This is a genomic window from Kitasatospora sp. NPDC094019 (assembly GCF_044764505.1).
Lineage (GTDB): Bacteria > Actinomycetota > Actinomycetes > Streptomycetales > Streptomycetaceae > Kitasatospora.
In genome coordinates, this window is sequence record NZ_JBIWIF010000002.1 from 223430 (window position 1) to 249366 (window position 25937).

Consider the following 25937-nt stretch of genomic DNA (forward strand, 5'->3'; position numbering starts at 1 on the left):
CCGGCACCCGTGCCTAGGGTGGGCGCACCGGAACACCCGGTGCTCGGGGGAGATCCTGAGGAGGAGTCCCCGTGACTACTGCCCGAGACATCATGCACGCCGGCGCCCAGTGCGTCGCTGCCGACCAGAGCCTCGCCGACGCCGCCCGGATGATGCGCGACATGAACGTCGGCGCCCTCCCGATCTGCGGCGACGACCAGAAGCTGAAGGGCATCATCACCGACCGCGACATCATCGTCCGGTGCATCGCCGAGGGGCGGGACCCGGCGAGGACGAAGGCGATGGAGCTGGCGGGGCACCTGCACTGCGTCCACGCGGACGACAGCATGGACGCGGTGCTCCACAAGATGGAGCAGCACCAGATCCGCCGCATCCCGGTCATCGACGGCGACCGGCTGGTCGGCATGATCAGCGAGGCCGACCTGGCGACGGGCCACCGGGAGGGCCAGCGGCTGACGGACCAGCAGATCGTCGACTTCATGGACAGCGTCTACATGACGCGCTGACGCCGACGCCGGCACCGCCGTTGACGCCGTCACCCCCGGCAGAGCCGTCCGGTTCCCCCGCGCCGGTTCCCCCGTGTCGCACCGGCGCGGGGGAACCGGCGCGGGAGCCCGCCCCTCCCGGCGGTCTGTAACAGAATCCCCGCACCGGTTAACGCGTTCGCCCTCCCGGGACTCCTGGTCGTAGAAGTGTTGGCACGACGACAGGAGTGCTGGTGGATCCCGTGACGGGCTCGGTGGTGGCAGGTGTGCTGGGGCTGGTGGGCGCCTTGGTCACCCTGGTGGGGCAGTTGCGGCCGCGTCGACGGGACCGGCCCCAGCCGCCCCCGCCCCGCGCGGTCGTCGTCGTCCTCGCGCTCCGCACGGGCCGGGGCGGGGACGACGACCGGCGCCCGGGGCGGCCGGCGCCGCACGAGGAGCGGGGCCGCGACGCGCATGAGTGAGACCGGCCCGGAGGGGGAGGCCGCGTCGGCGGCGTCCCTCGGCCACCTTCCGGCCCCTGCCGACGGGAGCGGGACCGGTACCCGGCACGGGGAGTTCGCGTACTTCTACCGCACCTGCCTGCGCAGGCTGGTGGCGTTCCTGATGTGGCAGGGCGCCCCGGCGGCGCTGGCCGCGGACCTGGCCCAGGACACCATGGTCAAGGCGTACGAGCGGTGGGACCGGATCCAGTCGCCGGAGGCGTGGTGCCGAAGAGTCGCCTCCCGTGAACTCGTCCGCGCCTTCAGCCAGGTCGAGGACAGCATCGAGGAACTCGCGCTCGAACCGACCTCGTTGCTGCCGGCCCCGGGGCACGCCGCCGAGTGGGAGGACCGGCAGGAGATCCTGCGGCTGCTGGGCGGCCTGCCGGCCCGCCAGCGCCAGGTGCTGGCGTGGACGCTGGACGGCTACACGCCGACGGAGATCGCCGCCGAGCTGGGCATGCGGCCCGCGGCGGTCCGCGCCAGCCTGTTCAAGGCGCGGCTGGCCGTCACCGGCAGAATGACCGATCGAGAGGGGGAATGATGGCCGAGCGCGGTTCTCCCGAGCGCCGCACCCGTGATTTCTCGGACCGGATGGCAGCGCTGCGGAAGTCCTTCCTGCACGGGCTCGACACGCATCTGGACGTGGAGGCCGGGCTGCGCGAGGTGATGTTGTGCGCCCGCCACAAGGAGCTGGCGGAGGGCCTGGACGCCGTGCTCGACATCGAGGCCGGGCTCGTGTCCGTGCTGTCCCGGGGTGCGGCCAGGACGGAGTTCGAGGAAGCGGCCGCCCCTCTCTACGAGGTCGGCCTGATGCACCAGCGGTTCGAACTCATCGGCCCCGAGCAGCGGTTGGTGCTGCGCGGGCACCCGCTGGTCACCTCGGCCATCCTGGCGGACCTGCTGATCCGCACGGTGGTGCTGGCCCAGGACCTCACCTACGGCCTCGGGTTCGGCCGGTACCACGGGATGCCGTTGCGGCGGGCGGTGTTCGCCGCCCAGGGGGTGGCCCGGGGCATCGCGCAGGAGCTCGACCGGCGGGCCGCCCTGGCCTGGGACCTGCGGGACCTCGCCCACCAGATCGTGGCGCTGCTCGAACCCCACTACCCGGAGATCGACCGGGCGCGCCGGGTCGGGCAGTTGCTGGTCCGGGAGATGGTGACCACGATCGACAAGCGGGTGCGGACGGCGGACCACCCGGCCATCGCCGAATTCCTGCGCGCCTGCGAGGTGTTCATGTACGCCGTGCTCGGCGGGGACCTCACCCGGGCGGTGCGGGAGGTGGAGTACCTGTCCCGGGTGCTGGTCGAGCAGGTCGGCGAACTGCTGGAGCTCGGTGAACCGGAGACCCTGGACCTGGAGTTCCTGGCCGAGGTGCTGGACGACTTCACCACCGCCGACCTCACTTCGGTCGATCTGGCCGGGGTCGATCTGGCCGGGGTCCGCTGGTCCGAGTCGCGGACCCGGTGGCCCGCCGCGATCAGTGTCGACCAGCTCCGGGCGGACTCCCGGGAGACGCTGCCCGGGTCCGGGATCTACGTCGTCCGGCCGGGCACGGGGACCCGTGACGTGACCAGGGTCTGAGGACGGACGGCGAGCGGGCGCGGCGCCGGGAGTCCGGCACCGCGCCCGCCCTCGACCTCGCCCCCCACCCCCGACCCCGACCGCGCCGGCGGTCGCCGCCGAGCGGGTGTCAGCGGGTCGGCATCAGCGGATCGCTGTCAGTGGGTCGGCGTCGGCGGCTCGGCTTCAGCAGGTGAGCACGGGGGCGGCCCAGTCCGCGTGGTCGCTGTTGGTGCCGTCGCCGCCGTCCGTCACCACCAGCCGCAGCTCGTTGGCCCCGGTCAGCGCCGCCGTCAGGTGCTTGACGCCGGAGGCGGAGGTGACCCGGCCGCTGTCGGCGACCTTGGTGTCGTCGGCGTAGATCTCGAACGAGACCGAGCCGCGGCCCTGGGCCTCGGCGTCGATGCCGACGTCGGTGCTGATCGACGAGCAGGCGCCGCCGAGGTAGTAGACGATCTCGCTGAACGCGTTGACGCCCAGGCCCTTGGCGTAGGTGGTGCCGCCGACGGTGATGGTGGCGCCGTCCCGCGCCTGGTTGTCGCCGTTGCTCATGTCGCGCTCGACCGGTCCCCAGCTGTTGCCCGCCGCCGACCAGTTGAGGTCGGAGACCTGGTACGTCCCGGCGGCCGGGCCGTCGCCGCAGGCGACCCGGACGTTCGCCCAGTCGGCGTGGTCCCAGGAGGTGCCGTCGCCGCCGTCGGTGACGACGAGCTTCAACTCCTGCGCCCCGGTGAGGTCGGCGGTGAGCCGTCGGGCCTGGTCCTGGCCGGTGACCGGACCGCTGTCGGCGGCCTTCACACCGTCCTTGAAGACCTGGAACACCACCGAGCCGTTGCCGTAGGCGTCGTCGTCGATGCCCACGTCGGTGACCAGGTTGCGGCAGGTTCCGCCGAGGTGGAAGCCGATCTCACTGGGGGCGTGCACCCCGAGGCCGTTGGCGAACTGGGTGCCGCGGATGGTGATCGTGCCGCCGTCGCCGGCCACGTGGTCGCCGTTGCTGCGGTCACGTTCCACCGGGCCCCAGAAGTTGGAGACCGCGGTGAACGGCAGGTCGCTCAGCCGGGTCACGCCCGAGGGCGGGGAGACCGGCGAGCTCGGGGTGATCCGGAACATCGCCGTGCCGTGGCCGGGCACGACCGCGCTGATCGCACCGTTGCCGGTGCTGCTCTTCTTCGACCACAGGTCCTTGACCTTGTAGGACTCGGCGCCGCCGATCCCGACCGCCTGCGCGGTGGTGCTGATGGTGGCGTCGTAGGAGCCCTCGTTGGTGAGGGTGACCGAACGGCTGCCGTCCGCCAGCGGCTTGCTCATCACCACCAGTCCGTTCTCCCGGGAGACGACGGAGCCCTGCTTGCCCAGCGGGTCCTGGTCCACCGCGATCACATCGGTGTTGGTGAGGATCTCCAGGGTCTCCGGCTCGGCGGTGCGCAGGTCGGTGCCGATCATCAGCGGGGCGGCCATCTGCGCCCAGAGGCTGAAGTGGGTCCGGTACTCGGTGCCGGTCATGCCGCCGTTGCCCACCTCCAGCATGTCCGGGTCGTTGAACGCCCCGGGCTTGGCGTAGTTCGCCAGTCCCTGGTTGGCCTGCGCGATGGAGATCATGCTCTGCCAGTTGTCGCTGATGTCACCGGTGGTGCGCCAGGAGTTGCCGACCGGCTGGGCCCAGTTCCACGGCCCGGTGCTGCCCCACTCGCAGATGCTGTAGAGGATCGGGCGGCCGGTCTTCTTCAGCGCGTCGCCCATGGCCCTGTACCGGGTCCGCGCGTCGACGCCCTTGTTGTTGCAGTTGTCGTACTTGAGGTAGTCGACGCCCCAGGACGCCCACAGGTCGGCGTCCTGCTGCTCGTGGCCGAGCCCGCCGGGGAAGCCCTTGACGTCGCAGGTGTGGTCGCCGGCGCTGGAGTAGATGCCGAACTTCAGGCCCTTGCCGTGCACGTAGTCGGCGAGCGCCTTGATGCCGTGCGGGAAGCGGACCGGGTCGGCCACCAGGTTGCCGCCCGCGTCGCGCTGGGGCAGGGCCCAGCAGTCGTCGAGGTTGACGTACTGATAGCCGGCCGCCTTGAGGCCCTTGGTGACGAAGATGTCGGCGATGCCCTTGATCATCGCCTCGTTGAACTGGGCCCCGCAGTAGGTGGAGTTCCAGTTGTTGAAGCCCATCTGCGGCGTCAGGTTGATGCCGTTGTCGAGGGCGGCGGCCGCCGGTGCGGTGGCGAGCTGGAGCCCCACCGTCACGGCGCCGCCGCCGGCGAACAGGGCCAATGCGGTGAGCGCGGACGCGGCACGGCGCGCCGGTCGGGCGTCGGGGGTTCGCACGAATCCTCCTGTGAGGGATCGGAGTTGGGCAGGGGGAACAGACCGGCCGGCCTGGCGGGGGAGCCGGGCGGCAGGCCGGTCGACCGGCGGGAGGGGTCGGGGCGGGCGGGTCCGGTGGAGCGGTCCGCTCAGTTCAGCGGCGTCCAGGACTGGCCGGCCGCGGCCGGGGCGGGCGGGTTCAGGACCACGGACGACGTCGGCGCGGACTGCGGTGCGTCCAGGGCGAGCCCGCTGGCGACGTTGGTGATGGTCAGCGCGCCGGTGGCGGCGTTCTGGGTGACCCGCCACTTCTGGTTGGGGCTGTTGGGGTCCCAGCGGTTGAGTACCCAGGCGGCCGAGCCGTTGCCGCTCCCGCCGGTGAGGGTGCCGTGGGTCTGGGTGGGGGTGTCGCAGTTGTCGGTGATCCGGACGGTGCCGTCCGGGTTCGGGGAGAACTTCCACTGCTCCGAGGTGTGCCAGTCCCACCAGGTGTTGATGTCGGTGGTCGAGCCGTCGGGCGCGGAGCACGTCCCGCGGACCTCCAGCGCCTGCCCGCCGGTGCCGCCGGCGCCGAGGCCGTGGTAGCGGCCGTCGCCGACGACCGCCGCCGGGACGGTGGTGGGCAGCGCCTTGAGGCGGTACATGGTGACGCCGTGGGCCGGGACCCAGCCGCCGAGGGAGCCGGAGGTGGTGCCGGTGGCGCCGGTCCAGAGGTCCTTGGTGGTGTAGCCGGGGCCGGTCAGCCCGAGGTCGGTGAGGGTGGGGGTGATGTAGCGCCAGCCGGACGGGTCCTGGTTGAGCAGCAGTACCGCGGTGTCGCCGTCGGCGAGTTGGCGCTTGAGGACGATCGGGTCGGTGGCCTTGTCGGGCGCGTGGCCGACCAGGGTGGCCGGCTTGGCCAGACGGTCCTGGTTCACCGCGATGACGTCGGCGTTCTTGTAGACCGCCAGGGCGGAGTCGCTGATGCCGGTGGACCAGTTCCAGCCCTGGTAGCTGTGCTGGGAGTCGGCGGCGGTGCGCAGGTCGGCGCCGGTGATGAGCGGGGAGGCCATCATGGCGAGGACGGACATCTCGCTGCGCGACTCGTCGTCGGTCATCGGCTTGTGGCACACGCAGCTGTCGGTGGTGCCGTAGATGCCGTAGGGGTTCAGCCATCCCGCGAACATCATGTCCATGTCGTTCCAGCTGCCGGGCCGGACGTTGCCCGGGTACTGGAGCGCGGTCCGCAGCTGGCCGTTGTAGAGCACGCCGTCCAGGTCCGGCCCCCGGTCGCCGCCGATCCGGCAGAGGTTGGCGACCTGGCCGCACCACTTGCCGGTCGGCGCGTAGCCGGGCGCCTCGCGCTCGGGGGTGCCGGCCGCGACCACGACCGGGTCGGTGCGGGCCGGGTCGTCGCCGGCCAGCAGGTAGGGCACGCCGCTGTGCACCGGCTGGGCGGACACGCTCAGGGTGACCCGGGGCCGGTTCAGCGCGGCCGAGGCGGCGTCCAGCGCCCGGCGGAAGTCCTGCGCCCGGGCGTAGATGGAGCGGGTGAGTTCGCGGCCGATGCCCTGGGTGTAGTAGTCGTGGCCGTCGGGGCCGATGATCTTCGGCCCGTAGGGGCAGTCGTCGTACTTGACGTAGTCGACGCCCCAGGCGACGAAGTCGGCGGCGTCGACGCTCTCGTGGCCCAGGCTGCCGGGGCGGCCCTGGCAGGTGGTGTAGGTCGTGGTGGCGTAGAGGCCGAACTTCATGCCCTTGCTGTGCGCGTACCAGGACAGGTACTCGATGCCGTTGAGCGTGCGGCCGTTGACGGTGCGGTCCGGGAACCGGTCCGGGGCGGGCACCAGGTGGCCGCTGGTGAGGTCGAAGCCGTTGCCGTCGGTGCCACTGACCGGGTTGCGGTTGGCGTCGTACAGCTGCATCGCGCCTTCGGCGGTCTTCGCGAAGTCGGCGCTCTGGCCGTCGCGGTGGCCCAGCGACCACCCGTCGTCGATGGTCACGGTGTTGTAGCCGGCCGCGACCAGGCCGCGGGAGACCATGAAGTCGATGGTCTGGACGACCTGTTCCTGGGTGACGGCGGTGCCGAGGGTGTTCCAGGAGTTCCAGCCCATCGGCGGGGTGAGGGCCTGCCCGTTCTCGACGGCGGCGGCGGGGGTCGCCGAGGGGCCGAGGGCGAGCGTGCCGAGTCCGGCCGAGGCCAGGGCCAGCGTGAGCAGGACGCGGGGCACGGCTCGGGACAGGGAGCGGGGCAGGGAGCGGGCGTGGACCTGGGGGAGGGCGTGGGGGAGGTGCGGCGCGGTTCTGCGCATGGGCGCTCCAGGGCGCGAGTGGGGGTGGGGTGGAGGTGCGCGGAGGCGCTGAGGTGCGGCGTGCAGGGGAGTCGCCATGATGCTTTCTGTCTGTTTTTCGAACAGAAAGCAACGCAGCATAGACACGGCTGAAGCCGTCGCTCAAGAGGGCGTGCGGGTCATGGAGGCCGTTGTCATTACTTGTCCCATATGGCGTGTCACGACTTGATCTCGGCGGCGAACGCTACTTGACGGCCCGTCAGGGCGAGGTGTGATATTTCACATCGCGTTTGAATGTGTTTGGTTCTGCTGATGAGGAGTAGTCCCCTCCATGATCCGAAGCACCCACCGCCGCGCTGCCGCGGCAGGTTCTCTCCTGCTCTCCCTCGGTCTGGTCGCCGCCTGCTCCGACGGTCAGGACACCACTGGCGCCAACGCCTCGGTGGCCCCGGTCAGCGGGAAGATCTCGATCACCTACCTGCAGAAACAGGGGGACCAGGAGTACTTCATCGGCGAGGCCGCCGGGGCGAAGGCGAAGGCCGCCGAACTCGGCGTCGACCTCAAGGTGGTGAACCTCGGCAACGACGCCAACAAGACCGTCAGCGAGGTCCAGGCCGCCGTCGCGCAGAAGACCAACGGCGTCATCATCGTCGTCCCGGACCCGGCCGTCGGCCCGCAGGTCGTACAGACCGCCAAGGACGCGAAGATCGCCCTGCTCACCTCCGACGACCAGGTCTGCGCCACCGGCCCCGACCCCGCCGTCTGCGCCAGGACCGACCTGGTGCCCCGGGTCGGTTTCAGCGGCGCCCAGATGGGCGCCGAGGTCGGCAAGCGCGCCGCCGCCGAGTACACCAAGGCCGGCTGGACGGCCGCCGACACCCGGGTGATCTCGGCCTGGAAGCAGGACGTCACCGTCTGCGGGGACCGCGTCAAGGGCGCGAAGCAGGCGTTCGACGCGGCCGTCCCCGGCGTCCAGAACATCGACGTCGCCACCGACAACACCCCCACCGGCGCGCAGGACAAGGTCGCCGCGACCATCACCGCCAACGCCGGCGTCAAGCACTGGGTGGTGTGGGGCTGCAACGACGAGAACGTGCACGGCGGCGTCACCGCCCTCCAGAACGCCGGCGTCGGCGCCGACAACGTGATCGGCATCGGTCTCGGCGCCTACCTCGCCTGCAAGGACTGGAGCGGCGGCAAGCCGACCGGGATGAAGGCGGCGCTGTTCATCAACGGCAAGGAGGTCGGCGCGCTCGCGGTCCAGAGCATGGTCGACAGGCTCAAGAACGGCAAGGACCTGCCGGCCGAGCAGTTCGCCCCCACCACCATGGTCGACGCGGCCACTTGGCAGAGCGCGGGCGTCACCTGTGGCTGACCTGGCCTCCCCCCGGCCGGACCCCCGGACACCGGGCTCCCGGGCTCCGGGCCGACCGACGCCGGAGCCCCGGACGCCGGCCGCCGCGCAAGCGGCCGGCGCCACCGCGGTCACCGGCGTCACCGGCGTCGCGGCCGTCACCAAGACCTTCGGCGGCGTCCGGGCCCTCACCGGCGTCACCCTCGACTTCCCCCGCGGCGCGGTCACCGCGCTGATGGGCGAGAACGGCGCCGGAAAGTCCACCCTGCTGAAGATCCTCACCGGTGACCACCAGCCCACCGAGGGACACGTCCTGCTCGACGGCCGCCCCGTCGACCTGCGTTCCCCCGCCCAGGCCCGCGCCCTCGGCATCCGGATCGTCCCGCAGGAACCCGAGATCGTCCCGCACGTCTCGGTCGCCGAGAACGTCTACGCCGGCGCCCTCCCCACCGGCCGCGGCCGTCGGCTCGACCGGGCCGAGCTGCGCCGCCGGATCACCGCCGACCTGGAGCGGCTCGGCTTCGCCGGGGTCCTCGACCCCGACCTGCTCGGCTCCCGACTCACCCCCGCACAAAGGCAGTTGGTCGAGATCCTGCGCGCGCTCACCGGCGAGGCCAAGCTGATCGCCTTCGACGAGCCCACCTCCTCGCTGTCCGAGCAGGAGGTGGACGCCCTGTTCGCGCTGATCGGGCGGCTCCGCGAGCGGGGCATCGCGGTCGTCTACGTCTCCCACCGGATGCGGGAGATCTTCCGCCTCGCCGACCGGATCGCCGTCCTGCGCGACGGCGCGCTGGTCGGCGTCCAGGACGCCCGCGACACCGGCGAGGCCGAACTCGTCCGACAGATGGTCGGCCGCGACCTCTCCGCCGTGTTCACCCGCGCCAACGTCGCCACCGACCGGGTCGTCCTGGAGGCCAGGGGTCTCACCACCGACCACGTCCGCGACGTCGACCTGACCGTCCGGGCCGGCGAGGTGGTCGGCCTGGCCGGGCTCATCGGCGCCGGCCGCTCCGAACTCGCCCTCGCGCTCGCCGGAGACCTCCCGGTCCGCTCCGGCTCCGTCACCCTCGACGGCGAGCCACTGCCGTTCGGCCACCCCGGCCGGGTGATCCGGGCCGGCCTCGGCCTCGCCCCCGAGGAGCGCAAGGCCCAGGCGCTGTTCCTGCACCGCTCGGTCCGCGACAACACCTCGATCGCGGTACTCGAACGGCTGCGCCGCTGGCGCTTCGTCCGGCGCGGCGCCGAACGCGAGCTGGCCGCCGAGTACGCGGGCCGGCTGCGGGTGCGGACCCCCTCGATCGAGCACGAGGTCCGCAAACTGTCCGGCGGCAACCAGCAGAAGGTCGTCCTGGCCCGCTGGCTGGCCCGGCGCCCCAAACTGCTGATCCTCGACGAACCCACCCGCGGCATCGACATCGGCGCCAAGGCGGAGATCTACCGCATCGTCGCGGACCTGGCCGAGGAGGGCGTCGCCCTGCTGGTCATCTCCTCCGAACTGCCCGAGGTCCTCGGCCTGGCCGACCGGATCGTGGTCATGCAGGGCGGGCGGGTCACCGGCGAGCTGGACCGCGCCGACGCCACCGAGGAGGCCGTCCTCCAACTCGCGATGGCCGACGACATCACCCGTACGACGCCCCCGGGAGCAGCCCCATGACCAGCGCCACCACCCCGCCCGCCGTCGACCGGCCCGCGCCGCCCGGCCGGTCCGCGCGCGGGAGCGGCCGTCCGCTCGCCGTTCTGGCCGCCCTCGGCGGCCAGAACCTCAGCCTGCTCGGCGCCCTCGCCCTGGTGCTCACCGTCTTCGGCTCGCTCAACGAGAACTACCTCAGCTGGACCAATGTGCAGGTGATCGCCGAGGCCGCGACCATCACCGGCCTGCTCGCCGTGGTTCAGACCGTGGTGATCATCTGCGGCGGCCTGGACATCTCGGTCGGCTCGCAGGCGGGTCTGGCCTCGGTGGTCAGCGCGATGGCCTTCACCTCGGCCGGGTCGAACGCCTTCGCCGGAATGGCGGCCGCGGTGGCCGTCGGTGTCCTGGTCGGTACCGTCAACGGCCTGGTGATCGTCTTCGGCCGGGTCAACGCCACCATCGCCACCCTGGCCGGCCTCGCCGCCTACAAGGGCGTCGCCCAACTCGTCTCCGACGGAAGGGCGCAGGGCTACGTCCTGGGCGACCCGGTGTTCGTGTTCCTCGGCCGGGGCAGGATCGCCGGGCTGCCGGTGATGGTGTGGATCCTGATCGTGGTCGCGCTCGCGGTGCACGTCCTGCTGAAGTACACCGATCTCGGCCGCAACCTCTACGCGATCGGCGGCAACGACACCGCCGCCCGGTTGGCCGGGATCAACATCAACAAGTACCTGGTCGCCGTGTACGCCCTGATCGGCGCGGTCGCCGCCGTCGCCGGCATCCTGCTCACCGCCCGCACCGGCTCCGGGCAGCCGGTCTCCGGCAGCGAGGGCCTGGAGCTCAAGGCGATCACCGCGGCGGCCCTCGGCGGCTGCGCGCTCAAGGGCGGCAAGGGCGGTATCGGCGGCACCCTGCTGGCGGTGGCGCTGCTCGGCGCGCTGGAGAACGGCCTCACCGTCGAGGGCATCAACTCCTTCTGGCAGAACGTCGCCCAGGGCTCGCTGCTGGTGGTCGCGGTGGTGATCCAGCAGTCCCGCTCCGGCGAACGGGCCGTCGGCCTGCCCGGGTAGCCGTCCGCCGCGCGCCCGTACCCCGGCCCCGCGCCGCCGTGCGCCTCCGTCCGCCGCCTGCCGCCTCCGTCCGGTACGGATCGGGCGTGTACGGGGCGGGGTCGGCGGGCAGGTGACCCGTCGTGGTGGGTGACCGCCAGGGCGGGCCGTCAGGGGTGGTCCGGCGGCGTCCGGCGGCTCACCGCCCGTCAACAGGACGGGAGGGCGCAGCGGTGACCACGAAGTGGACCGGGGTGTCGCTGGACCGGGTACGGCTCGACGTGGCCGCCATCGGCGGGACGAGATTCCGCCCGGACCCCGCGGTGGTGCTGCCGGAGCGGGTGGAGGTCTACCGGATCCTGGACGGGCGGGGTGAGCCGCTGCCCTGCACGCCGGCCGAGCACGAGCGATGGGAGTCGGCCGCGCTGGCCTGCCTGGACCGGTTGTCGCGGGCACTGGAGGACTTCTACTGGGCGCACGGCGGCACCAGGATCGAGATCGACCTCGCCACCGGCCGGGGAGTCCGCTGGGGCATCGGCCGGCCGCGCCGCTGGCCGGGGTGGGAGCGGAGGGTCGCCGAACGGTCGGCCCGTGCCCAGCAGGTCCTGGCGCTGGAGGTGGGGCGGGCCGTCCAGGAGTACCGGCCGGTGCTGGAGGAGATCGCCCTGCGGGTGGAGGCGGAGCGGGTGGTCCGCGAGGAGGCCCGGGTGGCCGCGTTCCGGGCCGAGCGGCACCGCCGGGCGGTCCTGGACGAGCTGGCCGGCCACCGGGTGTGGGAGTACCGGGAGGGCGCGGCGGGGGAGCCGGTGCGGGTCCGGCGGGTCGACCTGTCCCGGCCCGACGGCTGGCCGGAGGCCGAGGACGGCAGCCAGGAGCCGCTGACCGCCAGGGAGTTGGCGGACGCGCTGAATGCCTTGAACCGGTCGGCCGAGAGCCCGGTCGAGGTCGGGTGGGACGAGGGCGCCAGGGTGGCGACCGAGGAGGAGTGCCGGGCGAGGGCGGTGCCCGTCACCTTCCTGGAGTGGTGGCAGGACCTCGCCGGCGGGAGCTGGTCGGCCGGGCCGGACGGTCCCCGGCCGTACTTCCTGTCACCGGAGGCGCGCCGCCGCCTCCAGAGCCGCGGGCCGGGCTACGGCGGCACCGGCATGGGAGGAACCGGCGGTTTCAGCGGCGGCCACTCCTACGGCGGGTTCGGCGGCTACTGACCCGGCCGACCAGGGGTACGGGCCCGTCAGGCTTCGGCGACCGGAGCGACGACGAGCTCCCCGACGGCTTCGGTCAGGGCGGCCCGGGCCTGGGCGTTGAGCGCCGAGTCGGTGACGAACACATCGATCTCGTCGAGCGTGGCGAAGCCGCTGAGCGCGACCACGCCCCACTTGGTGTGGTCGGCGACGACGGCGACCCGGCGCGCGGAGGCGACCAGCGCCCGGTTGGTCTGCGCCTCCGCGAGGTTGGGCGTGGTCAGACCGGACTTCTCGGAGACCCCGTGGGCGCCCAGGATCAGCAGATCGACGTGGAGCGAGCGGACGGCCTGGTCGGCCAGCGGCCCGACCAGCGCGGCCGAGGGCGTGGGCGAGCCGCCGGTCAGCAGCAGCGAGGGCGCGCCCGTCCCGTGCTCGTCCCCGGCCGAGCGGATCAGCTCCGCGACCGGCAGCGAGTTGGTGACCACGGTCAGGCGCGGGATGTGCAGCAGCCGGGCCGCGACCGCGTAGGTGGTGGTGCCCGCGGCGACGGCGACCACACTGCCGGGCTCCACCAGGGTGGCGGCGGCCTCGGCCACCGCGGCCTTCGCGGCCGACTCCAGGCCGGACTTGGCCTCGAAGCCCGGTTCGTCGATGGCGGTGCCGGAGGCGGCGACGGCGCCGCCGTGCACCTTCTTCACCACGCCGGAACGCTCCAGGGCGTCGAGGTCGCGCCGCACGGTCATGTCCGAGACGCCGAGGTGGTCGACCAGTTCGGCGACGCGCACGGCCCCGCTGCGGCGCACCATCTCGGCGATCAGCGCTTGCCGCTGGTGGGCCAACAGCCCGGTGTCCGCCACGGATGCGCTCCCTCGTGCTGGTGTTCCATCGGACCCGACAGTCCGTAAAGGATACTGGCCCACCGCATACGCCCGACGTCGAGCCCGAGTCCGGGTGCCGAGTCCGGTTCCGGCCGCCGGGTTCCGGCCGGTGCGGGTGCGCCGATACGCGACCGAGACCCCTTTACCGGATCCTGACCCGATCGACGGGTGGCCGCGACGCCGTCCACACAGAAGCCTGATGCGGCGCGGCTAGCGTCCCGCCCATGTCCAAGACACCTGGAACCCCTGCCACCGACCGAACCCTGACGCGCGGGCGCGCCGCCCTGGCGGCCCTGCTGCTGAGCGCGACCCCGGCGGCGCTGCTGCCGACCGCGGCGGTCGCCGCGGACCGCGGATCCGTCACGGTGCGCGCCGGCGCCACGACCACCGAGGAGCGCGACCGGATCGACGCCTACTGGACCCCCGACCGGATGCGGCTCGCGGGCGCCCTCGTCCCCGAGATCACGCCCGTGCCGGAGGACGACCACACGCCCGACGACCCCCGGCCGCTGCCCGTCGGCACCCCTGACCCGGGGACCGTCTGGACCCACGGCGGAGCGGTGGACCGCAGCGTGGGCCGGCTGTTCTTCACCTTCTCCGACGGCTACGACGGCAGCTGCACCGCCACGGTCGTCACCGCCGCGAACCGCAGCACCGTCGTCACCGCGGCGCACTGCCTGCGGGGCGTCGGGTCCCCCGCCGCCGATGACACCTGGCGCCACAACCTGTACTTCGTCCCGGGCTACCGCAACGGCACCAAGCCGCTCGGCGGCTTCAGCGTCCGGAGCATGGCCACGTCCTCCCACTGGGACGCCGAAGCGGGCGGCACCGGCTCGGACGCCGTCGCCGCGGCCGGCCACGACACCGGGATGCTGGTGCTGAACCGTTCGGCCGACGGGCGGCGGGTCGCCGAGGTCACCGGTAGCCAGCGGATCGCGTTCACCCGGCCGGTGGCGGGCGAGTTCGTCGACACCTTCGGGTATCCGAAGGACCGGCTCAACGATCCCGCCGGCAGGTACACCGGTTCGCGCGTGATCCACTGCGCCGGATCCGCCCGTCCCGGTCCGGCGGCGCCGCTGCTGTGGGGCGAGTCCTGCGACATGTCGCACGGGGCGAGCGGAGGCCCCCACCTCACCGGCTTCGACCCCCGGACGGGAACCGGCACGGTCGTGGGTGTCACCACCACGACCGAGGAACTCGCGGGCGGCAGCGCCGGCACGCTCTACGCGACCCGCCTCGGTGACGGCGCGCACCGTCTCTACGACTGGGCGCGCGACCGGGCGGTGTGACCCGGTCCGGTCCGGCTGGTCCGGTCCGGGAATGCACGACGCCGCTGGCACCGGACTGTTCCCCTGGGGTGGGGGTGGTCGGGTGTCAGCGGCGTGTGTCGTGGTGTGCCCCTCGTGGTGGGGAGGGGCGGGGGTGTTACTTGGTGAGGCCGGCCTTGACGGAGCAGACGGGCCAGGCGCCGGGGCCCTGGGCGGCGAGGACCTTCTCGCCGACGGAGATCTGCTGGGCCTTGGTGGCCTGGTGGGCCTGGGGGGCGTAGGCGGTGCCGCCGAAGGCGGCCCAGGTGGAGGGGGTGAACTGGAGGCCGCCGTAGAAGCCGTTGCCGGAGTTGATCGCCCAGTTGCCGGTGGCCTCGCAGGCCGCGACCTTGTCCCAGACGGTGGCGGGGGCGGCGGAGGCGGCGTTCGCCGTGACGAGGCCGGCCACGGGCAGGGCGAGGACCGCCCCGGCCATCAGTGCCGTCCGGACGCGGTTGCGGCGCTTGGTGGCGGTGGTGGCGGTGGCGGTCTCGTTACGGAAGGTCATGCGGTTCCTTTCGGAGGTGTGCGGGCGTGCGGAACCAGGCCCTGGGGGCTTGTGGTTTCGCGGGGCTCGCACGGCGTTCCTGGTGAGCGTGTGCTCGTTCGGTGCGACGCATTCGAAGTTACGGGGGTGGGGGTGGTGTTTCAAGGATTCGCAGGTTCGGGCACGTCAGTGGGGGGTTACCGCTGGTATGGATCATGAGAATGGGTTGTTTTGAAGGCAAATGCCCCGATTTTCAAGATCGAAGATGGCCGAAGGTGGCCCAGCCCACACCCCTCCCCCCGTGAGCCCGCGCACATCCTCGACACCCCGTGACGGCCGCCCGCACCACCGGTGACGGCACGACCCCCACCCGGGTGGCCCGGACCACAGCCCTCACGGGCCGTGCCCCCTTCGGTCACCCGCCGTGTCCGGCATAGCCTCGGGCCATGAGCAATGAGAGCGATGCGGAGCAGGCGGCGGCCCCCGACGGAGCCGAGCAGCCGGGCGCGGCCGTGGCGCCGTCCGGGTTCGAGCTGGGGACCGACGGACCCAGGATGATCGTGGCGGGCCTGGACGGCTCGGATTCCTCCTGGCGGGCGACCGCCTACGCGGCGGGCCTCGCCCGGCGGCAGAACGCCACCCTGGCGGTCGCGTACATCCAGCCGGTGCTGGGCGCGGCCACCGCGCTCGCCGGCGCGGCCGTCGAGGAGACCACCCAGGAGATCGCCGACGAGCTGCTGGACGCGCTCCGGGAGGCCGAGCACCGGCTGCGCGACGTGTGGCGGGTGGACTGGCGCTTCCTCACCGTGCGCGGCGACCCCTTCACCGGCCTGGCCAGGTTGGCGGACGAGCTGCGGGCGGACGCGGTGGTCGTCGGCGCCTCCGAGCAGGCCGGGCACCGGGTGATCGGCTCGGTCGCGGTGCGGCTGGTCAAGGCGGGCCGCTGGCCGGTCACCGTGGTGCCGTAGCCGGGGAGAGCGAGGAACGAGGGCGGTGACCCCGACGGGTGTCGGGTCACCGCCCTCGTGCTGTCGGTGCCAGGGCGCCGGGCGGACCGCCCGGGCGCGCGCCGGGCACCGGTCAGAGAATGGAGAGGCCGTTGCCGCAGATGTTGGTCTGGATGTTGATCGGGATCTGGATCTGGTTGCCGGACAGCACACCCGGGGAGTTGGCCACGATGCCGCTGGCGTAGGCGCCGCCCTCGTTGATGCAGACGTTGCCGCCGCCGCCCGGGAAGCCGGTGTGGATCGGGGCGGTCGGGGCGTGGTGCACCGGGGTGTCGCAGTCGACCGCGAAGGCGGGACCGGCGGAGAGGACGGCCAGCGCGGCGCTGAGGCCGGCGGCGAGCAGGTACTTCCTGGAGTTGGTCATGGCGAAGGAATAGCCAGTCGACACGCCTATGACGACATAATCCGACCACAGGGTCACCCGATCGCAGGCGGAACCGCACACCGATGCAGGAGTCCCGCCGCCCGGCCGGCGCACCGGAGGGGCGGTCCGGCCGCCACTGTGGTGCGGCCCCGCTCCCCGGGAAGCGATCCGACCTCCCGCGGCCGTGCTCCCCGCGCCCGCGTTCCCGCCCTGCCGCCGTGTCGTCCCGGATGTTGTCCCGGCCCGGGAGTCGGGCCGGAACAGGACCCCGGCCCCGTGCGTCCGGGACAGCCGCTCCCCGACTCTCGACGTACGGCCGCCACCGGGGTCGCACCACTTCGGCGGCGGCCGCCACCACGGCACGAACGGGAGACCCGTATGTACGCACACTGGGGCACCTTCACCAAGAACGACACCCTCGGCGACTGCCTCGGCCTGGCCCAGACCGCGCTGCTGCGCCAGGGCTTCCAGGTCTGGGACCTCGCGGGCGACGGCGACTACCAGGTGATCGGCGGCAACGCGGACGTGATCGCCATCGTCGTCTGCGTCCCGCAGTCCGGGAACGTCTGGCTGACCGTCAGCGCCTGTTCCACCGACTCGGCGCTCGCCGAGCGCACCCGCAACGACGTGCGCTCGTTCATCGTCAGCTCGATCCGCATCGACTGACCGGCGCCGGTGCGGAGCCGGACCGATGTCGGACCGGCGCCGGACCGGAGCGGCCCTCCCGGGGCGCAGGGCCCGGCCCCGGGGCCACCGGGGCGCGGCGCTAGGCTGCGTGACCATGACGGACACTTCGGTCGATCCGCCCCGGACACCCCGCCGCAGCCCCGCCGGAGCAGCCGAGGCACCGCGCCCGGCCGGCCGGCGGGGCCACCGGCCGGGCACCACCCGGCCGGACGACGGGAACGCCACCGCCGCCACCCGCCCCGCCGGCCTCCGGCCCACCGCCGCCCGGCCCCCCGAGCGCTCCACCGCCGAGGCCGCGGAGCCGGCAGAGCCCACCGGGCCCACCGAACTCGCCGAAGCCGCAGCGGCTGCGGATGCCGCGAGCGCGGCGGCGGCCGCCGCGCCCGCCGGGACCGACCTCCACCTCGACCTGCCCGCCGCCGGCAGCCGCCGGGCCGCCCTGATGGACGCCCTGCGCGAGGCGATCCGCAGCGGCCGGCTCGCCCCGGGCACCCGGCTGCCGCCCTATCGCGCGCTCGCCGCGGACCTCGGCATCGCCCGCAACACCGCCGCCGACGCCTACGCCGAGCTGGTCGCCGAGGGCTGGCTCACCGCCCGTCAGGGCTCCGGCACCACCGTCGCCGAACGGGCCGAACCCGTACCCCCGACCCGGGCCCGCCGCTCCTCCCGCCCGCCGCGCCCGGCCCACGACCTGCGGCAGGGCCAGCCCGACGCCGCCGCCTTCCCGCGCGCCGCCTGGCTCGCCGCCGGGCGCCGCGCACTCACCGCCGCGCCCAACGAGGCGTTCGGACCCGGCGACCCGCAGGGCCGGCGCGAACTTCGGGAAGTCCTCGCCGACTACCTCGCCCGGGCCCGCGGCGTCCGCACCGACCCGGACCGGATCGTGGTCTGCTCCGGCTTCGCGCACGCCCTGCGGCTGCTGTTCGACGGCCCGCGCGCCGTCCTCCCGGCCCGGACGGCCGGACCGCTCGCCGTCGAGGGTTACGGACTGGCCTTCCACCGCGGGCTGCTGGCCGCCGCCGGGGCCACCACCCGCCCGCTCCCGCTGGACGAGCACGGCGCCCGGGTGGACGGGCTCGCGGAGGATCCGGAGCTCCGCACGGTGCTGCTCACCCCCGCCCACCAGTTCCCGACCGGCGGACCGCTGCACCCGGGCCGCCGCGCGGCGGTGGTCGACTGGGCGCGCGGGCGCGGCGGGCTGGTGCTGGAGGACGACTACGACGGCGAGTTCCGCTACGACCGGCAGCCGGTCGGCGCGCTCCAGGGTCTGGACCCGGAGCGGGTGGTCTACCTGGGGACGGCGAGCAAGAGCCTCAGCCCCGCGCTGCGGCTCGGCTGGATGGTGCTCCCCGACCATCTGGTGGACCGGGTGCTCGCCGCGAAGGGCGAGCGGGAGGCGTGGGCCAGTGCCCTGGACCAGCTGACCCTCGCCGAGTTCATCGACTCCGGTGGCTACGACCGGCACGTCCGGCGGATGCGCCGCCGCTACCGCGACCGCCGGGACCGGTTGGTCGGCGCGCTGGCCGAGCACGCCCCGCACATCGAGGTCACCGGGATCGCGGCCGGGCTGCACGCGGTGCTACGGCTCGCGCCCGGGACGGAGCGCTCGGTGCTCAAGGCCGCCGCCTACCGGGGGCTGGTCCTGGACGGCCTGGCCGACTACCGGCACCCGCTGCTCGCGGCGGCGGCGATGCCGGCGACGGACGGCCTGGTCGTGGGCTACGCGACCCCGCCGGACCACGGCTACCCGGCGGCACTGGAGGCGCTCTGCGCCATTCTGCCGCCGCCGCTCTGAGACCCGGGGCGGCGGGTCCGGGGGAGGGGAGGATGCCGGGTGCGGAGGACGGGACGCGGAGGGTAGGGCGCCGGATGCCGGCGGGCGGGCGGAACCGGGAGGTAATGGTCCGGAGTGTCCGCTCCCCTGTCATATGCCGGTACGGGCCGGTGCGGAGGCGGCCCACGGCGCGCGCACGGCCGCCTACGCTCTTTGGTCATGCGCACTTCATTTCTGAGCCGTCTCGGCCTGCCCGCGATCCTCGCCCTCCTCCTCGGCCTGCTGCTGTCGGCCACCCCCGCCCACGCGGCCACCCCGTTGCTCTCGGTCTCCGTCGACAGGACGACGGCCACCCCCGGCTCGGACGTCACCCTGACGCTGACCCTGACCAACCCGCACGACACCTCCGCGTACTTCGTCTACGAGTCGATCCAGCCGACCTACGGCACCACCCTGAACACCGGCCTGAAGTACGCCTTCTCCTCCTGCGGCGGCGGCGTCACCTCCTGTGACACCGGTGCCACCGGCGGCCTGGTCCACCACTCCGTCCCGGTCGCCGCCGGTGCCACCACCACCGTCACCCTGACGTACACCATCGGCGCCGACTCGGTCTGCGGCAACGGCGCCCGGATCGACTTCTACACGTACCTCTACTACGAGTACGCCGCCGGTGCGGCCAACGACTCCGGCATCTTCCAGGTCCCCGGCAACGAGGTCACCTGCTCCTGAACCGCTCCCGAAGCCGGGCCGTGCGGCCGACCGGCGGCCGGCCCGCTCCCCGCCAGGTGCCGATCATCCCCCCGTACCGGCACCTGGCGGGGCCTTCGCCGTTCCCGCCCGCTGCTCCCGCCCGCCGCTCCCGCCCGTCCGGCAGGCGGGAGCCCGAGGGCGGGGCCTAGGGTGGAGGAAGGCCCGGGTGAGCGGACGGACGCGAGCGATCGGACGCGAGCGGTCGGACGCCGGTCCGGGCACGGCCGGAGCGCGCGGCGGAGCGGTGGGACGGACGTGGCCCCGAGGACAGACGCGGACCCCGAGCACCCGGACCCCGCACGACCGGAACCCCCCGGGCGCCAGGGGGCCGCGCGCCCGCCCGCGGCGTCGTCCGCGTCCTCCTCCGGGGCCGCGAAGCAGAGTGCCCCCGTCGCCGAGCTGGTGCGCTCGATGCGGGCGCACCCCGCCCGGCTGCCGGAGCTGCTCGCCGTCTTCGCCGTCCGCCACCGCGGCCCCCGCGCCGCACGCCGGGTCGCGGCACTGCGCGCGGCCCACCCCGGGGCCACGACCGGCGACCTCGCCGCACGGGCCGTCGACCACGCCCGGCTGGTCAGCCAGAGCGAGGGCGCGTTCGTCGGCGGGCCGTTCCTCTGGCTGATCCCGTTCGCCTTCTGCACCGCCCTGCTGGCCCAGGCGCAGTTGCTGCTGGAGCTCGCCGCCCTCGCCGGGAAGGATCCGGCCGACCGGGCCCGTGCCCCCGAACTGCTCGTCCTCCAGGGCGCCCACCCCGACCTCGCCGCCGCCGAGCGGGCGCTCGCGGCGGGGCCGGAGCCCGCCGACGCGTCCCGGTCGCCCGGCCGCCTCAGAGGCTCCTGGGAACTGGTCCGGCGGATGGCCCGGCTGCTCGGCATCACCAGCGAGGACGCCGTCCCGCCGCCGTCCCGCTGGCGGTCGGCGGGGGAGTGGTCGCTGCTGGCCCTGGTGCTCCTGATGGGGACCGTCGCCCCGCTGGTCTGGCTCCCGTACATGGCGCTGTCCTACACCTGGGCCACCGACCGGCTGGCGGTCCGCGGGGTGGCCCACTACTTCGGCGGTGACCCGTCCGGCTGGCCCGGATTGCACCGGGCCCGCGCGGACCCCGGGGTGGTGGCCGCGACGGGCCGGGCCCTGGCGGCCCTGCTCGTCCCGGTCGCGGCGGTGGCCGGGCTGCTGCTGGCCGACATCCGGCTCGCCGACAGCCGTTGGCCGGTGCTGGCCCTGGTCCTGATCGTCCTGTCCGTCACGGTGGGCACGCTGTGGTGGATCGTGCACCGGCGCAACCTGCGGGCGGCGAGGCGCGCGGCCCGGTCGGAGCACGGCACCGGGGGGTGACCCCGGACCGCTCGGCCGGCGGACCGCTCCGCCGGTGGACGGCTCGGCCGGCGGGTGGGTGGCCCGCGCTTCGCCCATCGCGACGAACGGGCCACCTGGTTCGATCAGTTGAGGCCGGCCTCGTTCGACCGGCGGTCCTGGTTCGGCCCTGGTCCGGCGCCGGGGCGGGGTCGGTGACGGCACCCGCGGCGGCACCTGTGTCGGGCTGACCGGCACCCCGATTCGCACTCTGTTCGAAGCTCGAACATCTGTACGCGGGGCCCGCGCCCCACCGGCAGGGGTGCGGGCCTCCGCGCTGCTCCGTTCGGGTGGAGTGAATCGTTCCTATGTCTGGATGATTCGCATGCGCAGAAACGTGACGGCCCACCGGCGCGCGGGCCACGGATTCAAACCTTCCGATCGGAGAGATTCACCCAATCGGGGGGCACTCGGTTGTCGTACGGGATGGCTCGCGCGGTGGTGATCTAGGGTTCCGATGGATCGCCCGAGCGGGCGCACCCGCATCTCGAAGACAGTCAACACCCGCACCGATACGCGTATCTGATGATCCGTCGATACCTGCCCCGGCCACCGCCGGTCGCGCGACGGATCGGCGTGACTGATCACACGAATGGAGAACCCTGCCGATGACCGTGGAGACGGCCCCGGAGACACCGCAGGTGGCGCAGTCGAGCCTGACGACGGCCGCTGCCCGCAATCTCGCCACCACCACCAAGTCCGCGCCGCAGATGCAGGAGATCACCTCCCGCTGGCTGCTCAAGGTGCTGCCCTGGGTGCAGGCCGCCGGTGGCGCCTACCGGGTCAACCGCCGACTGACCTACACCGTCGGTGACGGCCGGGTCGAGTTCATCAAGACCGGTTCCGAGGTCCGGGTCATCCCGCAGGAGCTGGGCGAGCTGGCGCTGCTGCGCGGCTTCGAGGACGAGGAGGTGCTGACCGCGCTGGCCGACCGCTGCGAGCAGCGCGACTTCGGCCCGGGCGAGGTGCTCGCCGAGCGCGGCGAGGCGGCCGACCGGATCTACCTGATCGCCCACGGCAAGATCAACCAGATCGGCATCGGCAAGTACGGTGACGAGACAGTGGTCGGCGTGCTCGGTGACGGCGACCGTTTCGGCGAGCAGTCCGTGCTCGACCAGGCAGCCGTCTGGGAGTTCACCGCGAAGACGGTGACCGCCGGTACGGTGCTGTCGCTTCCCCGCCGCGACTTCGAGCAGATCCGGGACAACTCGCCGGCGCTCCAGGAGCACCTCACCGCCTTCCTCGCCCTGCCGCTCCAGCGCCAGAACGAGCGCGGCGAGGCCGAGATCGCCATGTCCGCCGGCCACCACGGCGAGTACCAGCTGCCGGGCGCCTTCGTGGACTACGAGCTGAAGCCGCGCGAGTACGAGCTGAGCGTCGCGCAGACGATCCTCAAGGTGCACACCCGGGTCGCCGACCTCTACAACCAGCCGATGAACCAGATCGAGCACCAGCTCCGGCTGACCATCGAGGCGCTGCGCGAGCGCCAGGAGCACGAGCTGGTCAACAACCCGGAGTTCGGCCTGCTCAACAACGCCGACTTCGCCCAGCGGATCCAGACCCACTCCGGCCCGCCCACCCCGGACGACCTCGACGAGCTGCTCAGCCGCCGCCGCGACCCCGACTACCTGCTCGCCCACCCGCGGGCGATCGCCGCGATCGGCCGTGAGCTGAACGCGCGCGGGATCTACCCGCACCACGTCGACCTCGGCGGCCAGCAGGTGCCGGCCTGGCGCGGTGTGCCGATCCTGCCCTGCAACAAGATCCCGATCAGCAAGGAGAACACCAGCTCCATCCTGGTGATCCGGACCGGCGAGGACAACCAGGGCGTCATCGGCCTGCACCAGACCGGCCTGCCGGACGAGTACCAGCCGGGCCTGTCCGTCCGCTTCATGGGCATCGACGAGAAGGCGATCATCTCCTACCTGGTGAGCGCCTACTACTCGGCCGCGATCCTGGTGCCGGACGCCGTCGGTGTCCTGGAGAACGTCGAGATCGCGCACGGCCGTCACTGAGCCGCGGGTCCGGGCCCGCCGTCCCCCGAGGTCGGCCCGGACCGGCCGTAACCGGATCTGCGCATGATCGTTTCACCTGATGCCGGACGGCCCGCCCTCTGTGGCGGGCCGTCCGGTGTCGGCCCCCCTTCTTACGGCGTGGGCCGGCCCTCCTGACGACACGAGAGGTGCATGGAGCCCATGTCGCAGCACCAGCCGCCCCGGCCGATACCGATGGACGGGGCACCGTGACCGCGGACCGGGCGCGGGCGGCCGTCGCCCCCCGCGGCCGCGCCGAGTTATCCGGAACCGGTCTCGCCGGGGACGCCGACCCGCGGGCGCGGAGGGTTCGACTGGTCGGAGCGGCCGCCGGGGTGGTCGCGCTCTGCGCGCTGCTGACCGGCTCGGCCTCCGCCCGCTCCTCGACGGCCCCGAGCGGTGGGCACTCGCACGGGCCGGTCGTCGACACCTGCGTCCGCACCGGCACGAGCGTGTCGGTCGGGGCGGGCCGGGACGGCGCGGGCGCCGAGGTGGACGTGGAGGTGGAGGTCGGCGTGGGCGTCGACCTCTCCGGGATCCTGCACCACCCGAAGCCGTGGCCCACCAAGCCCTGGCCGCCGAGGCCGACGCACCACCACCCCTGCCCGACGCCGACACCCACGCCGACGCCGTCGAGCACCCGGCCCTCGCCGACGCCCACTCCGACACCCACCCCCAGCCCCACGGTGACGCCGACGCCCACGCCGACCGTCACGCCCGGTCCCACACCCACCCCGGTTCCGACGCCGCCGCCGACCCCGGCTCCGGTGCCGCCCGCACCGCCGGTCCCGACGCCGCGGCCCACCCCGCCGCCCGCGTCGCCGCGGCCGCCCGCGCCCACCCGGACGCCGACACCCGTGCCGAGACCCGCGAGCCCGCGGCCGTCCCCGCCGGTCGTCCCGCCCCCGGCACCCGCCGCCCCCGTACCGCCGCCCCCGGTCCCGACGCCGACCCCGGCGTCCCCGGTACCGAGCCCGGTGCGCCCGGTCCCGACGCTGCGGCCGGTCCCGAAGTCCCAGCCGCTGCCGGCGCCGCCCGTGCACCACGGCAGCTCGCCGACGCGGACCATGCTGGTGGTCACCGTGCCCGCCGTACTCGCCGTGGCGGCACTGCGCCCGCGCGGTGGGGGAGGCGGCCGGGGCCGGGCCGGAGGACGCGGTGGAGCCGGTGGTTCCGGTGGTTCGAGCGGCTCCTGACGCCGCTCCGCCCCGCGTTACCCCGCTCTTCCCCGGCTGCCCTTCCCGTTTCCGGGCCCTGGCCGGCCCGGGTGTTCCTGTTTCCGACGGGCCGGCGCGATGCAGTTCGACCTGTGTCCGTCCGCCCTGTCCGCCCTGTCTGTCCGGACCTGTTGGTCCGACTGATTCCGATCGACTCCGGTCGATCCCCGACCGAGAGAGGAGTCCCCGATGTCCGAATGGTTGGCGCTGGCCATCGCCATGCTGGCGGCCTGCGCCGTGGTGGTGGCGGTGGTGCTGCTGAGGCACCGCCGCGCCGGTGAGGACGAGGACACCGACGAGACACCCGACGTCATCGAGTACATGACGATGATGATCGGCGTGGTCTACGCGATCGTGCTCGGCCTGGCCATCGCCGGGGTCTGGGAGACCCGCGGCGCCGCGCAGGACGACGTCTTCCGCGAGGCGCAGGCGCTGCACGAGGTGAGCGCGCGGGCCCAGATCTACCCGGTGGAGTTCCGCGACAAGGTCCGCGCCGACGTCGACGCCTACGTCTCCTACGTGGTCGACGTGGAGTGGTCGTACATGCGCGAGAACGGCGAGATCTCCGACCGGGGCACCGAGCTGCTGGACAAGCTGCGCACCGACGTCGCGACCCGCCCCCCGGCCACCGACCTGGAGGCCCAGGCGTACCAGCCGATCCTGGACCGGATCAGCGTCGTCGACGACGCCCGCAACGCGCGCGGCCAGAACGCAGGGCCGAGCATGCCCGGCGTGGTCTGGTTCGGCCTCATCGTCGGCGCCGTCGTCACGGTGGGCATGGTGTTCTTCCTCCAGATCCGGCGCTCCCCGAGGGAGTTGATCCTCGCCGGTGCGTTCAGCGCGCTGATCGCCTTCCTGCTGTTCCTGATCTGGGACTTCGACGACCCGTTCGGCCGGAGCGTCTCGGTCACCACGCAGACGTTCACCGACCTGTTCCCCACCCTGGGTGGCGGCAGCGGCTGAGCGCACCGCGCGGGATCCTCCTACGGGCCGACCTCCACGATCCGGGCCTTCGATAATCTGATCGGGCCGTTGGGGGTCGGCCCCGGCGTGCGCGCCGAGAGGAATCGCGAGCAGTGGCGTACCAGCAGCCCGGCCAGGGCGAACAGTTCCCGACGACCGAGCGTCCCGGACGTGCCTGGTGGTGGCTGCCGGCCGAGGAACGGCGCGACCGCAAGCGCCGACAGCAGGAGTGGAAGGCGTACCTGCGCAGGCACGGGGAGCGGAAGAAGGACAACGACCTCGACGACTACCTGCCCTCCGGCTGCGGCAACGGCGGCCGGGGCGGCAACGGCGGCTGTGGTGGCGGCGGTGGCAACGGGGGGTGCGGGGGCGGCGGCGGGTGCGACGGTCCCTGCCTGCTCGCCCTGCTCCCGGTGATGAGCGTGGCGGGCCTGCGGTTCGCCCTCACCGGCGGCCGGAGCGGGCGGTCCCGGGGAGCGGCGCGCGGCACCGACCCGGCGGCGCCCCCGCCTCGCGGGCTGGTCGCGGGGGTGTTGTACGGCGCGGTGCGCCACTACCGCACCGAGATCAGCCCGAAGCGTCCCGCCTGCTGCCTGTACACGCCGAGTTGCTCCACCTACGCGGTGCAGGCGCTGCACCGACACGGCGCGGTGCGCGGCGCCCGCCTGACGGCCGGCCGGCTGCTGCGCTGCCGCCCCGAGGCGGCCCGGCGCAGGAACGGCGTCGACCCGGTGCCGGAGCGCTGATCCCGCCCGGCGGGCCGAAGCACACGCGGGCGGGGCCCGACCGGATCGTCCCGGTCGGGCCCCGCCGTACC

22 protein-coding genes are annotated in these 25937 nt (G+C 73.6%); 17 read left to right on the forward strand and 5 right to left on the reverse strand.

The features are described from left to right. Positions 1-71: 71 nt before the first annotated feature. From ACIQ9P_RS06080 to ACIQ9P_RS06095, 4 genes are all read left to right on the forward strand, one after another. A complete protein-coding gene (locus ACIQ9P_RS06080; RefSeq protein ID WP_402350432.1) occupies positions 72-506 on the forward strand; it encodes a CBS domain-containing protein in 435 nt (144 codons plus the stop codon). Between the two features lie 212 nt (positions 507-718). Continuing rightward, positions 719-946, forward strand: coding sequence for a hypothetical protein (locus ACIQ9P_RS06085; protein ID WP_402350435.1), 228 nt, complete (start codon positions 719-721; stop codon positions 944-946). Beyond that, a complete protein-coding gene (locus ACIQ9P_RS06090; protein ID WP_402350438.1) occupies positions 939-1508 on the forward strand; it encodes an RNA polymerase sigma factor in 570 nt (189 codons plus the stop codon). Before ACIQ9P_RS06085 ends, ACIQ9P_RS06090 begins: the two co-directional genes overlap by 8 nt. A 50-nt stretch (positions 1509-1558) precedes the next feature. Continuing rightward, the gene (locus tag ACIQ9P_RS06095) at positions 1559-2548 is read left to right on the forward strand and encodes a hypothetical protein (RefSeq protein ID WP_402350441.1); all 990 of its coding nucleotides are present in this window, start codon (positions 1559-1561) and stop codon (positions 2546-2548) included. Between the two features lie 165 nt (positions 2549-2713). Here ACIQ9P_RS06095 and ACIQ9P_RS06100 read toward each other — a convergent pair whose 3' ends face one another. Then, positions 2714-4840 carry an NPCBM/NEW2 domain-containing protein gene (locus ACIQ9P_RS06100; protein WP_402350444.1) on the reverse strand — a complete coding sequence of 709 codons (2127 nt, stop codon included), beginning with the start codon at positions 4838-4840 and terminating at the stop codon, positions 2714-2716. 128 nt (positions 4841-4968) lie between these two features. Continuing rightward, positions 4969-7110: an alpha-galactosidase gene (locus ACIQ9P_RS06105; RefSeq protein WP_402350447.1), complete on the reverse strand. Its 2142-nt coding sequence runs from the start codon at positions 7108-7110 to the stop codon at positions 4969-4971. A 310-nt stretch (positions 7111-7420) separates the two neighbouring features. On the opposite strand from ACIQ9P_RS06105, the gene ACIQ9P_RS06110 reads away from it, so the two are divergent. The 4 genes from ACIQ9P_RS06110 to ACIQ9P_RS06125 all read left to right on the forward strand — a co-directional run bounded on the left by ACIQ9P_RS06110 (position 7421) and on the right by ACIQ9P_RS06125 (position 12324). Further along, positions 7421-8464 carry a substrate-binding domain-containing protein gene (locus tag ACIQ9P_RS06110; protein WP_402350450.1) on the forward strand — a complete coding sequence of 348 codons (1044 nt, stop codon included), beginning with the start codon at positions 7421-7423 and terminating at the stop codon, positions 8462-8464. Beyond that, complete coding sequence (locus tag ACIQ9P_RS06115; RefSeq protein WP_402350452.1) at positions 8457-10097, forward strand: sugar ABC transporter ATP-binding protein; 1641 nt, start codon at positions 8457-8459, stop codon at positions 10095-10097. Before ACIQ9P_RS06110 ends, ACIQ9P_RS06115 begins: the two co-directional genes overlap by 8 nt. After that, entirely contained in the window at positions 10094-11140 is a 1047-nt protein-coding gene (locus ACIQ9P_RS06120; RefSeq protein ID WP_402350455.1) for an ABC transporter permease, read from the forward strand. Before ACIQ9P_RS06115 ends, ACIQ9P_RS06120 begins: the two co-directional genes overlap by 4 nt. A gap of 212 nt (positions 11141-11352) precedes the next feature. Next, positions 11353-12324: a hypothetical protein gene (locus ACIQ9P_RS06125; RefSeq protein ID WP_402350458.1), complete on the forward strand. Its 972-nt coding sequence runs from the start codon at positions 11353-11355 to the stop codon at positions 12322-12324. 26 nt (positions 12325-12350) lie between these two features. On the opposite strand, the gene ACIQ9P_RS06130 is transcribed toward ACIQ9P_RS06125, so the two are convergent. Further along, a complete protein-coding gene (locus tag ACIQ9P_RS06130) occupies positions 12351-13160 on the reverse strand; it encodes a DeoR/GlpR family DNA-binding transcription regulator (RefSeq protein WP_402350461.1) in 810 nt (269 codons plus the stop codon). A 245-nt stretch (positions 13161-13405) separates the two neighbouring features. On the opposite strand from ACIQ9P_RS06130, the gene ACIQ9P_RS06135 reads away from it, so the two are divergent. Then, positions 13406-14470, forward strand: coding sequence for a trypsin-like serine peptidase (locus ACIQ9P_RS06135; RefSeq protein ID WP_402350464.1), 1065 nt, complete (start codon positions 13406-13408; stop codon positions 14468-14470). A 136-nt stretch (positions 14471-14606) separates the two neighbouring features. On the opposite strand, the gene ACIQ9P_RS06140 is transcribed toward ACIQ9P_RS06135, so the two are convergent. Beyond that, positions 14607-14996, reverse strand: a complete 390-nt coding sequence (locus tag ACIQ9P_RS06140) for a transglycosylase family protein (RefSeq protein WP_402350466.1) — start codon at positions 14994-14996, stop codon at positions 14607-14609. A gap of 533 nt (positions 14997-15529) precedes the next feature. Between ACIQ9P_RS06140 and ACIQ9P_RS06145 the strand changes: the two genes are divergently transcribed. Beyond that, the gene (locus tag ACIQ9P_RS06145; protein WP_402351464.1) at positions 15530-15943 is read left to right on the forward strand and encodes a universal stress protein; all 414 of its coding nucleotides are present in this window, start codon (positions 15530-15532) and stop codon (positions 15941-15943) included. Between the two features lie 112 nt (positions 15944-16055). On the opposite strand, the gene ACIQ9P_RS06150 is transcribed toward ACIQ9P_RS06145, so the two are convergent. Then, entirely contained in the window at positions 16056-16346 is a 291-nt protein-coding gene (locus ACIQ9P_RS06150) for a chaplin (protein ID WP_402350469.1), read from the reverse strand. A 378-nt stretch (positions 16347-16724) separates the two neighbouring features. On the opposite strand from ACIQ9P_RS06150, the gene ACIQ9P_RS06155 reads away from it, so the two are divergent. The 7 genes from ACIQ9P_RS06155 to yidD all read left to right on the forward strand — a co-directional run bounded on the left by ACIQ9P_RS06155 (position 16725) and on the right by yidD (position 25866). Next, complete coding sequence (locus ACIQ9P_RS06155) at positions 16725-17012, forward strand: hypothetical protein (RefSeq protein ID WP_402350472.1); 288 nt, start codon at positions 16725-16727, stop codon at positions 17010-17012. A 115-nt stretch (positions 17013-17127) separates the two neighbouring features. Beyond that, positions 17128-18828, forward strand: a complete 1701-nt coding sequence (locus ACIQ9P_RS06160; protein ID WP_402350475.1) for an aminotransferase class I/II-fold pyridoxal phosphate-dependent enzyme — start codon at positions 17128-17130, stop codon at positions 18826-18828. 198 nt (positions 18829-19026) lie between these two features. Further along, positions 19027-19536 (forward strand): hypothetical protein, encoded by a 510-nt coding sequence (locus ACIQ9P_RS06165; protein WP_402350478.1) that lies wholly within the window; start codon positions 19027-19029, stop codon positions 19534-19536. Positions 19537-19968: 432 nt separating this feature from the next. Beyond that, positions 19969-20889, forward strand: a complete 921-nt coding sequence (locus tag ACIQ9P_RS06170) for a hypothetical protein (RefSeq protein WP_402350481.1) — start codon at positions 19969-19971, stop codon at positions 20887-20889. A gap of 626 nt (positions 20890-21515) precedes the next feature. Next, positions 21516-22922 (forward strand): family 2B encapsulin nanocompartment shell protein, encoded by a 1407-nt coding sequence (locus ACIQ9P_RS06175; protein WP_402350484.1) that lies wholly within the window; start codon positions 21516-21518, stop codon positions 22920-22922. A gap of 1424 nt (positions 22923-24346) precedes the next feature. Further along, positions 24347-25120, forward strand: a complete 774-nt coding sequence (locus tag ACIQ9P_RS06180; protein WP_402350487.1) for a hypothetical protein — start codon at positions 24347-24349, stop codon at positions 25118-25120. Between the two features lie 113 nt (positions 25121-25233). Beyond that, on the forward strand, positions 25234-25866 hold the full coding sequence (gene yidD, locus ACIQ9P_RS06185) for a membrane protein insertion efficiency factor YidD (RefSeq protein WP_402350490.1): 633 nt from the start codon (positions 25234-25236) through the stop codon (positions 25864-25866). The last annotated feature ends 71 nt before the right edge of the window (positions 25867-25937 follow it).

Excerpts from the sequence above, each read along its gene's own strand:
- ACIQ9P_RS06170 (WP_402350481.1), top strand. The coding sequence starts at position 19,969 with ATGCGGGCGCACCCCGCCCGGCTGCCGGAGCTGCTCGCCGTCTTCGCC.
- ACIQ9P_RS06150 (WP_402350469.1), bottom strand. The coding sequence starts at position 16,346 with ATGACCAACTCCAGGAAGTACCTGCTCGCCGCCGGCCTCAGCGCCGCG.
- ACIQ9P_RS06175 (WP_402350484.1), top strand. The coding sequence starts at position 21,516 with ATGACCGTGGAGACGGCCCCGGAGACACCGCAGGTGGCGCAGTCGAGC.
- ACIQ9P_RS06160 (WP_402350475.1), top strand. The coding sequence starts at position 17,128 with ATGACGGACACTTCGGTCGATCCGCCCCGGACACCCCGCCGCAGCCCC.
- ACIQ9P_RS06095 (WP_402350441.1), top strand. The coding sequence starts at position 1,559 with ATGGCAGCGCTGCGGAAGTCCTTCCTGCACGGGCTCGACACGCATCTG.
- ACIQ9P_RS06140 (WP_402350466.1), bottom strand. The coding sequence starts at position 14,996 with ATGACCTTCCGTAACGAGACCGCCACCGCCACCACCGCCACCAAGCGC.
- ACIQ9P_RS06135 (WP_402350464.1), top strand. The coding sequence starts at position 13,406 with ATGTCCAAGACACCTGGAACCCCTGCCACCGACCGAACCCTGACGCGC.
- ACIQ9P_RS06105 (WP_402350447.1), bottom strand. The coding sequence starts at position 7,110 with ATGCGCAGAACCGCGCCGCACCTCCCCCACGCCCTCCCCCAGGTCCAC.
- ACIQ9P_RS06110 (WP_402350450.1), top strand. The coding sequence starts at position 7,421 with ATGATCCGAAGCACCCACCGCCGCGCTGCCGCGGCAGGTTCTCTCCTG.
- ACIQ9P_RS06120 (WP_402350455.1), top strand. The coding sequence starts at position 10,094 with ATGACCAGCGCCACCACCCCGCCCGCCGTCGACCGGCCCGCGCCGCCC.
- ACIQ9P_RS06155 (WP_402350472.1), top strand. The coding sequence starts at position 16,725 with ATGTACGCACACTGGGGCACCTTCACCAAGAACGACACCCTCGGCGAC.
- ACIQ9P_RS06090 (WP_402350438.1), top strand. The coding sequence starts at position 939 with ATGAGTGAGACCGGCCCGGAGGGGGAGGCCGCGTCGGCGGCGTCCCTC.
- ACIQ9P_RS06165 (WP_402350478.1), top strand. The coding sequence starts at position 19,027 with ATGCGCACTTCATTTCTGAGCCGTCTCGGCCTGCCCGCGATCCTCGCC.
- ACIQ9P_RS06145 (WP_402351464.1), top strand. The coding sequence starts at position 15,530 with ATGATCGTGGCGGGCCTGGACGGCTCGGATTCCTCCTGGCGGGCGACC.
- ACIQ9P_RS06180 (WP_402350487.1), top strand. The coding sequence starts at position 24,347 with ATGTCCGAATGGTTGGCGCTGGCCATCGCCATGCTGGCGGCCTGCGCC.